13 protein-coding genes and 2 tRNA genes are annotated in these 12,807 nt (G+C 71.9%); 10 read left to right on the forward strand and 5 right to left on the reverse strand.

Annotated elements, in window-relative coordinates:
* The first annotated feature begins 84 nt into the window (after window positions 1-84).
* The 4 genes from EDF64_RS12720 (at window position 85) to EDF64_RS12735 (ending at window position 2,978) form a co-directional block, all read left to right on the forward strand.
* Window positions 85-1,017 carry an ATP-binding cassette domain-containing protein gene (locus EDF64_RS12720; protein WP_133520363.1) on the forward strand — a complete coding sequence of 311 codons (933 nt, stop codon included), beginning with the start codon at window positions 85-87 and terminating at the stop codon, window positions 1,015-1,017.
* 74 nt (window positions 1,018-1,091) lie between these two features.
* A complete protein-coding gene (locus EDF64_RS12725; RefSeq protein WP_133520364.1) occupies window positions 1,092-2,060 on the forward strand; it encodes a D-isomer specific 2-hydroxyacid dehydrogenase family protein in 969 nt (322 codons plus the stop codon).
* Window positions 2,061-2,188: 128 nt separating this feature from the next.
* Window positions 2,189-2,261: transfer RNA gene (locus tag EDF64_RS12730), tRNA-Asn, on the forward strand.
* A 228-nt stretch (window positions 2,262-2,489) separates the two neighbouring features.
* Window positions 2,490-2,978, forward strand: a complete 489-nt coding sequence (locus tag EDF64_RS12735; protein ID WP_133520365.1) for a hypothetical protein — start codon at window positions 2,490-2,492, stop codon at window positions 2,976-2,978.
* A 78-nt stretch (window positions 2,979-3,056) separates the two neighbouring features.
* Here the strand turns inward: EDF64_RS12735 and def are convergent, their stop codons facing one another.
* A complete protein-coding gene (def, locus tag EDF64_RS12740; protein WP_133520366.1) occupies window positions 3,057-3,632 on the reverse strand; it encodes a peptide deformylase in 576 nt (191 codons plus the stop codon).
* 39 nt (window positions 3,633-3,671) lie between these two features.
* On the opposite strand from def, the gene EDF64_RS12745 reads away from it, so the two are divergent.
* The 6 genes from EDF64_RS12745 (at window position 3,672) to EDF64_RS12770 (ending at window position 8,745) form a co-directional block, all read left to right on the forward strand.
* Complete coding sequence (locus tag EDF64_RS12745; protein ID WP_208108905.1) at window positions 3,672-4,586, forward strand: DMT family transporter; 915 nt, start codon at window positions 3,672-3,674, stop codon at window positions 4,584-4,586.
* A gap of 189 nt (window positions 4,587-4,775) precedes the next feature.
* Window positions 4,776-5,987: a glycosyltransferase gene (locus EDF64_RS12750; RefSeq protein ID WP_133520367.1), complete on the forward strand. Its 1,212-nt coding sequence runs from the start codon at window positions 4,776-4,778 to the stop codon at window positions 5,985-5,987.
* A 13-nt stretch (window positions 5,988-6,000) separates the two neighbouring features.
* Window positions 6,001-6,075: transfer RNA gene (locus tag EDF64_RS12755), tRNA-Ile, on the forward strand.
* A gap of 1 nt (window position 6,076) precedes the next feature.
* A complete protein-coding gene (locus tag EDF64_RS12760) occupies window positions 6,077-7,207 on the forward strand; it encodes an AI-2E family transporter (RefSeq protein WP_347813189.1) in 1,131 nt (376 codons plus the stop codon).
* Window positions 7,204-8,019 carry a DUF1684 domain-containing protein gene (locus EDF64_RS12765; RefSeq protein WP_133520368.1) on the forward strand — a complete coding sequence of 272 codons (816 nt, stop codon included), beginning with the start codon at window positions 7,204-7,206 and terminating at the stop codon, window positions 8,017-8,019. The genes EDF64_RS12760 and EDF64_RS12765 overlap by 4 nt, the downstream gene beginning before the upstream one ends.
* Before the next feature lie 225 nt (window positions 8,020-8,244).
* A complete protein-coding gene (locus EDF64_RS12770) occupies window positions 8,245-8,745 on the forward strand; it encodes a DUF3145 domain-containing protein (protein ID WP_432207030.1) in 501 nt (166 codons plus the stop codon).
* A 310-nt stretch (window positions 8,746-9,055) separates the two neighbouring features.
* Here the strand turns inward: EDF64_RS12770 and EDF64_RS12775 are convergent, their stop codons facing one another.
* From EDF64_RS12775 to EDF64_RS12790, 4 genes are all read right to left on the reverse strand, one after another.
* On the reverse strand, window positions 9,056-10,300 hold the full coding sequence (locus tag EDF64_RS12775) for a beta-ketoacyl-[acyl-carrier-protein] synthase family protein (RefSeq protein ID WP_133520369.1): 1,245 nt from the start codon (window positions 10,298-10,300) through the stop codon (window positions 9,056-9,058).
* 131 nt (window positions 10,301-10,431) lie between these two features.
* Window positions 10,432-10,680, reverse strand: a complete 249-nt coding sequence (locus EDF64_RS12780; RefSeq protein ID WP_022903951.1) for an acyl carrier protein — start codon at window positions 10,678-10,680, stop codon at window positions 10,432-10,434.
* A 112-nt stretch (window positions 10,681-10,792) separates the two neighbouring features.
* Window positions 10,793-11,797 carry a beta-ketoacyl-ACP synthase III gene (locus EDF64_RS12785; protein WP_133520370.1) on the reverse strand — a complete coding sequence of 335 codons (1,005 nt, stop codon included), beginning with the start codon at window positions 11,795-11,797 and terminating at the stop codon, window positions 10,793-10,795.
* A complete protein-coding gene (locus EDF64_RS12790) occupies window positions 11,794-12,735 on the reverse strand; it encodes an ACP S-malonyltransferase (protein ID WP_133520371.1) in 942 nt (313 codons plus the stop codon). The genes EDF64_RS12785 and EDF64_RS12790 overlap by 4 nt, the downstream gene beginning before the upstream one ends.
* Between the last annotated feature and the right edge of the window lie 72 nt (window positions 12,736-12,807).

Below are 12,807 nucleotides of genomic sequence, written 5' to 3' on the forward strand. Positions count from 1 at the left end.
CGCCTCCACCGCACCACGCACGACGGACCGGTCCACGCTGGTCCGTCGCGAACCGCCGCCAGGGGGCGGCGCGGAAGGGGACCCATGATCGCGGTGAACGGACCGGCGGTCGTCGCAGACGACGTGTCGATCGAGTACCGGAGCGGACGGGGGACGGACGCGATCCGGGCCATCGACGGCGTGAGCCTGACGGTCCGCCAGGGGGAGATCCTCGCCGTGCTCGGCGAGTCCGGGTCCGGCAAGTCGACGTTCGCCGCGGCCGTGGCGGGCCAGCTCGGCGCCACCGGCGAGGGCGAGGGTGCCCACCGTCGGCACATCGTCGGGGGCGAACTCACCGTGCTCGGGCAGAAGACCCGGGGGCTCCGGCCGACGTCGCGCAAGGCCGAACGCCTCAGCGGGCGCATCGGGTACCTGCCGCAGGACGGCGCGGACCGGCTCAGCCCCGACCTCACCGTGGGCGAGGCGATCGCCGAACCGATCTACGCCCGCGACCGCCGGTTCGACCGGAAGGAAGCCGGGCTCATCGTCGCGCGTCTGGTCGACGCCGTGCACCTGCCGCTCGGCGTGATGCGCCTCAACACGTGGGAGCTCTCGAGCGGGCAGCGGCAGCGCGTGGCCCTGGCCCGGGCACTCGTGCTCGAACCGCAGCTCCTCGTCGCCGACGAACCCGCCCGCGGTGTCGACATCCTGGTCCGCCAGTCGGTGCTCGAAGCACTCTCGACGCTCCAGCGCAACCGCCAGTTCTCCGCCGTCGTCGTGTCGAGCGACCTGCGCGAAGCCCGTGCCCTCGCGGACCGGGTGGCGATCTTCGCCGAGAGCCGGCTCGTCGGGCTCGGCACCTTCGACGAGGTCCTCGACAACCCCGTCGACCCCTACGTGAAGACGCTCGCCGCCACCGCGGCGCGTCCGGTGAAGCGCCGCCCCGCGGCCCCCGCCGCTCCGCGCCGCTCGTCGGCGCCCCGCCGCCCGGTGTCCGCCGGCACCGGCCCCCGAACCGATCGTCAGGAGAACGCGTGAGCACGTCCGTCGTTGGAGTTGGAGCTGGAGCTGGAGCTGGTGCTGGTGGTGTCGCTCGTGGGCACCGCGCCGTCGTGACCGATGCCGGGGCGGCGCTGCCGATCGCCCCGCCCACCGCCGGACCGGTGGCGATCCTGCCCGAGGCGGCGGCGCTGCACGTCACGGCCGTCACCGAGGCCGGCGGGACGGTGGCACCACTCGACGCCGACACCCGCGGGCTCGTCTGGCTCGACCCGCGCGACCCGTCCGGTCTCGCGGCGGCGCTCGACTCGGCGCCGGGTGTCGGCTGGGTGCAGCTGCCGTTCGCCGGGGTCGACGCCTTCGCCGACCTCATCGCCTCGCACGGTGACCGCGTGCTCTTCACCTCCGCGAAGGGCGCCTACGCCGAGCCCGTCGCCGAGCACGCCCTCGCACTGACCCTGGGGACCCTGCGCGTGCTGCAGAAGCGTGCCCGGGCCCGCTCGTGGGCGACCGAGCCCGAGGGCGTCTCGCTCTACGGCCGGAACGTCGTCGTGATCGGTGCCGGCGGCATCGCGCTCGAGTACATCCGGCTGCTCGCGCCGTTCGAGGTCTCCGTCACCGTGGTCCGTCGCGCGGCGTCCCCGGTGGACGGCGCGGACCGGACGGTCACGACGGGCCAGCTCGACGAGGTCCTGCCGGACGCCGACGTGGTGATGATCGCCGCGGCGATGACGTCGGGCACCGCGAAGCTGTTCGGCCCGCGGCAGTTCGCACTGATGAAGCCGTCGGCGCGACTGGTGAACATCGCCCGCGGTGGGCTCGTCGACACCGACGCCCTGGTGGAGGCCCTCCGATCCGGCGCGATCGCGGCAGCCGGGCTCGACGTCACCGACCCGGAGCCCCTGCCCGACGGGCACCCGCTCTGGGACGAGCCCGGCGCGATCATCACGCCGCACCAGGCGGACACGCCCGAGATGGTGGCGCCGCTCCTCGCCGAGCGGGTGCGCCGCAACGCCACGGCGTTCCTCGGTGGCGCGGGGGACGGGTTCGTCGGCGTGGTGGACCCGGCCGCGGGGTACTGAGCGCGGGGTCGTGCTCGTGGGGTCGTGAGCGCGGCACGCCCGGGATGCGTGGTCGATGCGCGGGGGCGCTCCCAGGTGCTGCTATGCTGTTACCCGTTGTTCGCACGTCATTCGCCAGCGGACAGTGATCCTCGATAGCTCAATTGGCAGAGCAGCCGGCTGTTAACCGGCAGGTTGTTGGTTCGAGTCCAACTCGGGGAGCAGACAGGCCCTCACCCTTCGGGGTGGGGGCCTTTCGCGTTGGCGGGCGCTGGCGCCGGCTTCCTCGGGCGGGCGCCGGCGCGAAGGTTCGGCCTGGGCGACAGTTCACGGGCGCTGAGGCGCGAGAAGTGTCGCTGAGCCCGAAACGCGGGCGGCCGGGGCCCAGGCTCGGCAGCGGCCGGGCGAGCTCGCAGCCGACGTGGGGACGGAAGCTGTTAGCGTTCACAGGTGATCACCGTGCGCCGAGCCCTCGCCGCGGGCGTCGTCGTCGCCGCGGCGATCGGCCTCGCGGGCTGCACGGCCGGCGCGGAGTCCGAGCCCGAGGACTCGATCGACAGCTCCGCCACCGCGGGCGTCTCGGCCTCCGGCACGGCACCGATCGTCTTCGCCTTCGTGTGCGCGGTCGGCTCGTCGGACCGCACCGAGACCTACACGACGTACTCCGCCGTGTGGGAGGACGAGCGCACCGACTGCCGGGCCGAACGCATCACCGGCACCGAGCTCTCGTCGCAGCAGCGCGCTGCCGTGCAGGCGGCCGCGGGCGACGCGACGCTCGAGGAGCTGGCGGCCGGATGCGCGGTCCGGGGGACCGGCCCGTGGACCGGAACCGTGGGGTCGGCGGCCGGGGCGCACCTCGCCGCGGGCCTCCTCGAGTACTGCCCCGGGCATCCGGAGACCGACCACCTGCGGGACGCCGTCGCCGCCTGGCGGAGCTGAGCCGCGCCTCCAGGCAGTCGCCGGACCGGACCGGAGCGCACTGGGTCAGACCGGATCGGACCGCACCGACCGCCGGGGTCAGCCCTCGGGGTGGTCGCGCCCGGGCAGCCAGGACTTGCCGGGGCCGCCCCAGCTGTTCTTGCGGATCGCCTTCGCGACCTGCTTGCCGTACGGGTGCACGAGGCGGTCGGCGTAGAGGTACCCGTCCAGGTGGTCGTACTCGTGCTGGAAGATCCGCGCGAGCCAGCCGTGCGCCTCGACCTCGAAGGGTTCGCCGTGCTCGTCCTGCGCGCGGAGCAGTGCGGCTTCGGAGCGACGGAGCGGAAAGCGTTCGCCGGGCACCGACAGGCAGCCCTCGGACTCCTCGTCCTCGTCGAGTTCCTCCACAGCCTCGGGGACCGGGGGTGTGATCCACAGGACGGGGTTCACCGCGGCGCCGCGGTGCACGACCTCGGCATCATCGACCCATGAGTACACGAAGAGGCGCTTGCCGACGCCGACCTGCGGACCGGCGAGCCCGACCCCGGGCGCCAGGTCCATGGTCTCGAACATGTCGGCGACGAGTGAACGGAGGTCGTCATCGAACTCGGTGACCTCGGCTGCACGCTCGTGCAGGACGGGTTCGCCGGTGATGCGGATCGGGAGAACGGCCATTCACCCAGGTTATCCGGCGGGGGACGGTAGCCTCGACGCGTGACGACGGACCTCCAGCTGCCGGATGCGGTGAGCAACCTCACGCCGTTCCAGGCGCTGATGATCCCGGTCGCGCTCGTCGGTGCGGTGTTCCTGTCGCTCGGGGCACAGTTCCAGAGCCGCGGGGTGCAGCGGGTCGAGGCCCGGCTCGGTCGGCAGTCGCACGGCCTCAGCGTCCGGCACGTCGTGGCCCTGGTCTCCAGCGGCTACTGGGTGCTCGGCACGCTCATGCTCGGCGTCGCGGTCGTGCTCCAGCTGATCAGCATCACCTTCGCGCCCCTCATCGTCGTGCAGCCCCTCGGTGCCGTCGCGCTCGTCATCACGACGTGGTTCTCGTCGCGGTCGTCGGGCGTGCCCCTCGGCCGTCGGGCGCGTCGAGCAGTGTGGACCTGCATCATCGGTGTCGGCATCTTCGTCGGCATCGCGGCCTTCGTCGGACACGAGAGCGCCATCACCCGGCAGCAGCTCGTGACGGTGCTGGTGATCCTGGCGGTCGTGCTCGTCCTGGTGCTCGTGTCGTTCCGCCTCGTCGCGAAGCACAAGAGCGCGCTCTACTACATCGTCGGCGCGGGCGTCCTCTACGGGTTCGTGGCGACGCTCGCCAAGGTCGTGCTCAACCGGTTCGTGAACGGCACCTTCGACTGGCTCACCGTCCTGGCGATCATCGGGGTCGTCGTCGCTGCGAGCCTCGGCGGCTACTTCGTGCAGAACGCGTACTCGAGCGGTTCGGCGGACCTCGTGATCGCCGGACTGACCGTCATCGACCCGATCGTCGCCGTTGGCATCGGCGTGATCGTGCTCGACGAGGCGTCGGGCGCGCCCTGGATCGCCGTCGCCGGGTTCGTGGTGGCGGCCGCCATCGCCATCACGGGTGTGTTCATGCTCGCCAAGTACCACCCGCAGACCCGGAGCTGAGCGGTCCGGCTCCCGCCGACTGCCAGCGGGCACTGCGCCGCTCCGGCACCGGGGCGCCTGGTGTCGCCGTCACCCCGCCGTCACCCCTGGGTATGGCCGGGTCCGCCGCGAGGCGGACGCGCACCCCGCAACGGGTGCGGTAGCGTCGCAGACCGACCCGCATTCGCCCACGAGAGGACGACGCCAGCCGTGTCAGAGGACGCCACCACCGCCACCGCCGAGCCGACGGGTGCGACGGGCGGTCACCGACCGCTCCGCGTCCTGATCGCAGCGGACACCTTCGCCCCCGACGTGAACGGCGCTGCCACGTTCGCCGAACAGCTCGCCGTCGGCCTCACCGAGCGCGGGCACGAGGTCCACGTCGTCGCCCCGGCGTCGAGCCGCCACTACGGCACCTTCGACGAGGAACTCCACGGCGTCACCCTCGTCGTGCACCGCCTGAAGTCGTACAAGTGGCCGCTCCACCCGTGGCTCCGCTTCGTGTGGCCGTGGAGCGTCCGGAAGTGGACGGGCCCGATCCTCGACGCCGTCCAGCCCGACGTGCTCCACATCCAGTCGCACGTCGTGGTCGGCCGCGGCATCGTGCACGAGGCGAAGGCCCGTGGCATCCGGGTGATCGCCACGAACCACTTCATGCCCGAGAACCTGCTCGAGTACACGCCGTTCGGCAAGTGGACGCTGCCCATCGCGCTGAAGCTCGCGTGGAACGACGCCGCGAAGACGTACCGGCAGGCCGACGCGATCACGACGCCGACGAACCTGGCGGCCGACTACCTGCGCCGTGCGATCGCCGGGCAGCGCGTGCTTGCGATCTCGTGCGGGATCGACGCCTCGCGCTACGTCGCCCGCGAAGGGCGTCCGGCGAACAACGACATCGTCTTCGTCGGCCGGGTCGCTCCGGAGAAGAACCTCGACGTCCTCGTGCGGGCCCTGGCGATCCTGCCGGCCGAGCTCGCGACGACGCTGACGATCGTCGGCGACGGCGAGATGATCCCGAAGCTCACCGCCCTCGCGAAGGAGCTCGGACTCGAGGACCGCGTGCGCTTCCTCGGGTTCGTCTCGGACGAGGTCAAGCAGCAGGCGCTCACGAACGCCACGGTGTTCGCGATGCCCTCCACGGCGGAGCTGCAGAGCATCTCGTCGCTCGAGGGGATGGCCTCGGGGCTGCCCGTCGTCGCGGCGGACTCGATGGCGCTCCCGCACCTCATCGACGGCAACGGCTACCTGTTCGCGCCCGGCGACGTCGACGACCTCGCGGCGAAGCTCACGGCGGTGCTGACGGCGTCCGACGACGACTACGTCGCCATGCGGGAGCGCAGTCTGGCCATGATCGAGGCACACGACATCAACCGCACGCTCGCGACGTTCGAGGCGCTGTATCGTGGGGAGCCGGTGGCCTGAGGGTCCCCGGCGAGGGGCGGTAGCCAAGCTGGTCAAGGCAGTCGGCTCATAACCGAACGATCCGCGGGTTCGAGTCCCGCCCGCCCTACGTGCACTTGCCCAAGAAGCGCGACACGCAGCAGGAAGACCACAGCCCCACACCGAACGTGACGTTCGAGGTGACCCGGGGTGGCACCGGCGTGCGCGTCAACGCGTTCCGGATCGGCTTCATGGGAGCGATCGGCGTCCTGGTCGCCCTGATCGCCGGGTCGATCGTCAACCAGCTCAGCACCGTCCTCGTCTACATCGGGGTGGCGCTGTTCCTCGCGCTCGGCATCGACCCGCTCGTGTCGTTCCTCGAGCGGCTCGTCCCGCGCTGGGTGGCGATCACGGTGGTGGTCGTCGGCGTGCTGGCGGCGTTCGCCGGCGTGGTGTTCGCGGTCGTCCCGATCCTGGTGCAGCAGGCCACGAACCTCATCCAGAACTTCCCGGACATCGTGAAGGACCTGTCCGCGCAGCAGTGGGTGCAGGACCTGTCGGACCAGTTCAACGGGTCCTTCGACATCGACCACGCGCTGCAGTCGCTGCAGTCGTTCGTCGAGAACCCGGGCAACCTGCTGAGCCTCGGTGGCGGGATCCTGGCGGTCGGCAGCGGCATCCTCTCCGGGCTCACCGGCGCCGTCATCGTCATCATCCTGATGCTCTACTTCCTCGCGTCGATGCGGGGGATGAAGTCGATGACGTACCGGTTCGTCCCGGCGTCGCGTCGGCAGAACTTCATCGACGTCAGCGAGCAGATCACCCAGGCGGTCGGCCGCTACGTGGTCGGGCAGATCTCGCAGGCGCTCATCAACGGCATCCTCAGCCTGGTGTTCCTGCTCATCATCGGCGCTCCGCTGCCGGTGCTGCTGGCGTCCTTCGCGTTCCTCGGGTCGCTCATCCCGCTGGTCGGCACCCTGGCGGCCGCGATCGTCATCTCGCTGCTCTGCTTCTTCGCCTCGCCGGCCACGGCCCTCGCCGCCGCGATCTACTACCTCGTGTACATGCAGGTCGAGGCCTACGTCATCTCGCCGCGCATCATGTCGCGCGCCGTGCAGGTGCCTGGTGCGCTCGTCGTCATCGCAGCCGTCGCGGGCGGCACGATCGGCGGCGTCCTCGGCGCCCTGGTCGCGCTGCCGGTCGCCGCGTCGGTGATCATCATCGTGCAGAAGGTCATCTACCCCCGGCAAGAGCAGGCGTGAGCACCTTCGACGAGCACGTCGCCGGTCGCGACCGCTGGGCGACGAGTCCCCGCGGACCGCTCGCCCTGGTGAACGCGCAACGTGTCGACCTCCCGCAGCCCGTGTGGCCGGTCCCGGGGCAGTGGGCGCCGGCCGTCGGCGGACTGACGGTCACGGCCGCCGCCGAGGACGGCGTGGTCGTCGACGGCGTCCCGGTCGACGGCACCGTGCTCGTCGCCGGCGACGAGGCCGTCGTCGCCTCGACGGTCGCCTTCCCCGACGGCTTCACCGGGACCGTCTCCCGCGGCACGCTGCGCGTGTGGGACCCCGCGTCCGACGCGATCAGCCGGTTCGCGCGGATCGCCCGCTTCGACCGCTCGGACGCCTGGGTCACCCCCGGCAGGTACACGCCGGTCCCGGTGGACGGGGCCGGCCTGGAGGCACGTGGCAGCGTCGTCGACGCCGCCGGCGATCCGCTCGAGGTCGCCGGGCACATCGAGACGGCCTTCGGCACCACCGCGGTGCGGCTCGTCGCCGTGCGGTCCGCGGTGTTCCAGGGTGCGGCGCGGCTGCAGCTCATCGTGCAGGACGCCACGAGCGCGCTGCCCGAGGACGACCCCGGCAGCACGTACTCGATGGGGCGCTTCCTGTACCTCGACGACCCGGGCGAGGCCGCCGACGTCGCGCTCGACTGGAACCTGGCGGTCCTGCCGCCGTGCGCGTTCTCGTACCAGTTCGCCTGCCCGATCCCGCCGGAGGACAACCGGATCCCGGTGGCGATCACCGCGGGGGAGCGTCACCCGGTCGACACCGCGGGTTCCGTCCTGCACTGACCCCGTTCTGCACAGCGCCCGTTCTGCACCGAGCCCGTTCTGCACGGCGCCCGTTCTGCACGGCGCCCGTTCTGTGCCCGTTCGCCGCGGTGTGTGGCGTTCCCGGGCTGCAGCCTGCATAATGGGCGTGTCCGCGAGGACATCACAATCGCATATCGATGGTTCCGAACGAGAACCTCCAGCTCAGGTCGATGGGGAAGTCGCACCTGACGAATCGGAGGAATCGTGAACGGAACGACCACCGGGGTGCTCTACGTGCACTCCTCACCACGCGCGCTCTGCCCACACGTCGAATGGGCAGCAGGTCGCGCGATGAACCGTGCCGTGAACTTCTCGTGGCTCGACCAGCCGGCGCAGGACGGCGCCCGCCGGACCGAGTTCACCTGGACCGGCTCGGTCGGGACCGGCGCTGCGATCGCCTCCGCCCTGCGCGGGTGGGAGCACCTCCGCTACGAGGTCACCGAGGAGCCGACCGCGCAGTCGGACGGCGGCCGCTGGATGCACACCCCCGACCTCGGCGTGTTCTACGCGCAGACCGACGTCACCGGCAACATGGTCGTCCCCGAGGACCGCGTCCGCTACGCCATGGAGGTCGCGGGCAGCAACGCCCTCGAACTCCACCGCGAGCTGCGTCTGGCGCTCGGACAGGCCTGGGACGACGAGCTCGAGCCGTTCCGGCACGCCGCCGAGGGCAACCCCGTCGTCTGGCTCCACCGCGTCGGCTGACCCCCGCACGCTTCCTCCGGCACGAACGCCGCCCCTCGGGGCGGCGTTCGTGCGTCCGGGCCGTCCCCGCCGCACCTGCCCGCCTCCCCCCCCCTGTCACGAAAGCGACAGATGTCCGCGGAACCTCCGCGGACATCTGTCGCCTTCGCGGCTCGGACGGCGGGCCCGGTCGCGCATCTGTCGCTTTCGGGGCCGAGACTCGGCAATGCGGGGGCGCGGCACGGGGAGCGCCCCGCGCGCGGGCCGGCCACGGGAACGACGGAGGCCCGCCCCGCGGACGCGGGACGGGCCTCCAGGCCGACAGCCGGACTCAGGCGGTGCGGAACGCGACCACGGCGTTGTGCCCACCGAAGCCGAACGAGTTGCTCACGGCGAGCAGGTCGCCCTGCGGCAGCTCGCGCGGCGCCGTCGCGACGTCCATGACGATCTCCGGGTCCTGCTGCGTCAGGTTGATCGTCGGCGGGGCGACCCGGTTGTGGAGCGCGAGGGCCGTGAACGCGGCCTCGATCGCACCGGCACCACCGAGGAGGTGACCGGTCGACGCCTTGGTGGCCGACACGACGATGCTGTCGAGGTGGTCCCCGAAGACACGACGCATGGCGTGGTACTCGGCGATGTCGCCCACGGGCGTCGAGGTGGCGTGCGCGTTGACGTGGATGACGTCCTCGCGGCTGGCGCCGGCGTGCTCGAGCGCCTGCAGGACCGCACGGGCGGCGGCGCTGCCCTCGGGGTCCGGAGCGGTGATGTGGAACGCGTCGGAGGTGATGCCGGCACCGGCGACCTCGGCGTAGATCTTCGCGCCGCGGGCCTCGGCGTGCTCCTTCGTCTCGAGGATGAGCGCCGCGGCGCCGTCCCCGAGCACGAATCCGTCGCGCGTGACGTCGTACGGACGCGACGCGGTCTCGGGGGAGTCGTTCCGGCGGGACAGCGCCTGCATCGCCGCGAAGGCCGCGAGGGGCAGCGGGTGCAGGGCGGCCTCGGCGCCACCGGTGATGACGATGTCCGCCTCGCCGGTCGCGACGTGCCGGTAGGCCTCGGCGAGGGACTCGGTCGAGGACGCGCACGCCGAGAGGTAGGTGCGGGCGCCGCCACGGGCGCCGAACTCCATCTCGATGGCGGCGGCGGGGCCGTTCGCCATGAGCATCGGGACCGTCATCGGCATGACGCGACGCGGGCCCTTCTCGCGCAGGGTGTCCCAGGCGTCGAGCAGCGTGTTCACGCCGCCGATGCCGGTGGCCCAGTCGACGATGAGGCGCTCGGGGACGACGGACTCGGCGTCGATGCCGGCGTCGGCCCAGGCCTCGCGCGCCGCGACGAGCGACAGCTGCGACGACGGGTCGAGGCGCTTCGTCTCCGGGCGGGTGAGCTGGTCGGTGAGGAACCGGCGCGCCTGGCCGGCGAACTCGACGGGGAGTTCGAGCTCGGCGTAGCGCGGGTCCTCGATGCGGGTGATGCCGGACTTGCCGGCGAGCAGCGCCTCCCACGTCTCCGGGGCGGTCGCGGCGAGGGGTGTGATCGCACCGATCCCGGTGACGACGACGGTCTTGTTGGTCATGGAACGACGTGTTCTTTCGTGTGGACGTGCGACGAGCGACGATCGCCCGCGGTGTGAACGAGCGCGGTGGTGAACGAGAAGAGCGCCGCGGCCCGCGGTTCGCCGGGGCCGCGGCGCTCAGGAAGCTCGCGTCAGGCCTGCGCCTTGACGATGTAGTCGACGGCGTCGCCCACGGTCTTGAGGTTCTTGACCTCTTCGTCGGGGATCTTCACGTCGAACTTCTCTTCGGCGTTCACGACGATGGTCATCATCGAGATGGAATCGATGTCGAGGTCGTCGGTGAACGACTTGTCGGCGGCGACGGTGTCGGTCGCGATGCCGGTCTCGTCGTTGATCAGCTCGGCCAGGCCGGCGAGGACTTCTTCGTTGGACAGGGCCATGGGGATTCTCCTTGAGGGGGGTGTCGTTTGACCGTGGACCAGCCTAGGGCACGAGCGGCGCGCGTGCCCGGAGGCTCGTCGGGTGATCACGCCGGAGCGCGATCGGGGTGGGTTAGGGGAGGACGACGACCTGGGCGCCGAACACGAGGCCCGCGCCGAAGCCGATCTGCAGCGCGAGGCCGCCGGACAGGTCCGGGTGCTCCTCGAGCAGCCGGTGCGTGGCGAGCGGGATGCTCGCCGCCGAGGTGTTGCCGGTGGTGGTGATGTCGCGGGCGATCACGACGGACTCGGGCAGGCCGAGCTGCTTCGCGAACTCGTCGATGATGCGGATGTTCGCCTGGTGCGGCACGAATGCGGCGAGGTCGGACGCGGCGACGCCAGCGGTCTGCAGGGCTTCTCGTGCGACCTTGACCATCTCCCAGACGGCCCAGCGGAACACGGTCTGCCCGGCCTGCCGCATCGTCGGACGGGGTGCACCGTCGGCCCACTCGTTGTAGGTCGCGGTCATGCCGATCGCGTCCCACTTCGAACCGTCCGAGCCCCAGATCGTCGGGGCGATGCCGGGGAAGTCGCTCGGACCGATCACGGCGGCGCCGGCGCCGTCCCCGAGCAGGAACGAGATGGAGCGGTCGGTGGGGTCGACGACGTCGCTGAGCTTCTCGGCACCGACGACGAGCACGTGGTCGGCGAGGCCGGACTTGATGAACGAGTCGGCCTGGGCGATGCCGTACGCGTACCCGGCGCACGCGGCGCTGATGTCGTAGGCGGCGGCGGGCGTGGCGCCGATCCGCTCGGCGAGCAGCGACGCCATGGAGGGCGTGGCGACGGTGTGGGTCACGGTGCTGACCAGGACCACCCCGATCTGCGACGGCTCGATGCCGGCCTTCGCGATCGCCTCCCTTGCGGCGGTCTCGGCGAGGTCGACGGCTTCGACGTCCTTACCGGCGCGCTTCCGCGTGACGATGCCGGTGCGCTGGCGGATCCACTCGTCGGAGGAGTCGATCGGGCCGACCAGGTCGTCGTTCGGCACGACGTTCTCACCGCGGGCCGCGCCGAACGCGAGGATGCGGGTGAACTCGTGGCCGCGTCGCTGGGAGAGGGTGGGGCGGTCGGTCATGCGGTTGCGTCTGCTTCCTGGCCCGCGCTCTGCAGCAGGTCGATCGCTGCGGGCAGGTCGTCGGGGGTCTTGATGGCGACGGTCGGCGTGCCGCGGAGGCCGCGCTTCGCCAGACCGACGAGGGCACCGGCGGGTGCGAGCTCGATGATGCCGGTGACGCCGGCGGCCGCGAACGACTCCATCACGGCGTCCCAGCGCACGGGGTTCGCGATCTGGTGCACCATGAGGTCGACGAAGCGACGGCCGTCGTCGACGCGGGAGCCGTCGGCGTTGGTCCAGATCGGGAGCGTCGGGTCCTGCACGGTCGCGGCGGCGGCCACGGGGGCGACCCGCTCGACCGCGGGGGCCATGTACCGGGTGTGGAACGCACCGGCGACGGCGAGCGGGATGACGCGGGCCTTGGCGGGCGGGTCCGCTGCGAGGGCTGCGATGCCGTCGGCCGTGCCCGCGACGACGGTCTGGCCGCCGCCGTTGTGGTTCGCCGGCACGAGTCCGTGCGCCTCGAGCGCCGCGGCGACCCCGTCCGGGTCGCCGCCGAGGACGGCGGCCATCGAGGTCGGCTCGAGCGCGGCGGCGTCCGCCATGGCCCGGCCACGCTCGGCGACGAGGGCGACGGCGTCGGTCGGCTCGAGGATCCCGGCGACGCCGGCCGCGGTGAACTCGCCGACCGAGTGCCCGGCGACCCCGCCGACGAGGGCACGACGGCCGTCGGCGAGCAGGGCGTCGGCCGTGATGAGGCCGGCAGCGACGATGAGCGGCTGCGCGAGAGCGGTGTCCTTGATGGTCTCAGCGTCCGAGTCGGTGCCGTGCGCGGCGAGGTCGACGCCGATGGCCTCGGACCACGCTCCGACACGGTCACGGACGGCGCTGTCCTCGAGCCAGGGGGCGAGGAAGCCGGGGGTCTGGGAGCCCTGTCCGGGCGCGACGACGACGATCACCGGACAATCCTGCCCGTCGCGGTCGGAACGCCCTGTGTGGGCTTGCCACACGAAACGCGACCGATCGTTGTG

It is taken from the genome of Curtobacterium flaccumfaciens (genome assembly GCF_004361695.1).
GTDB lineage: Bacteria > Actinomycetota > Actinomycetes > Actinomycetales > Microbacteriaceae > Curtobacterium > Curtobacterium flaccumfaciens_B.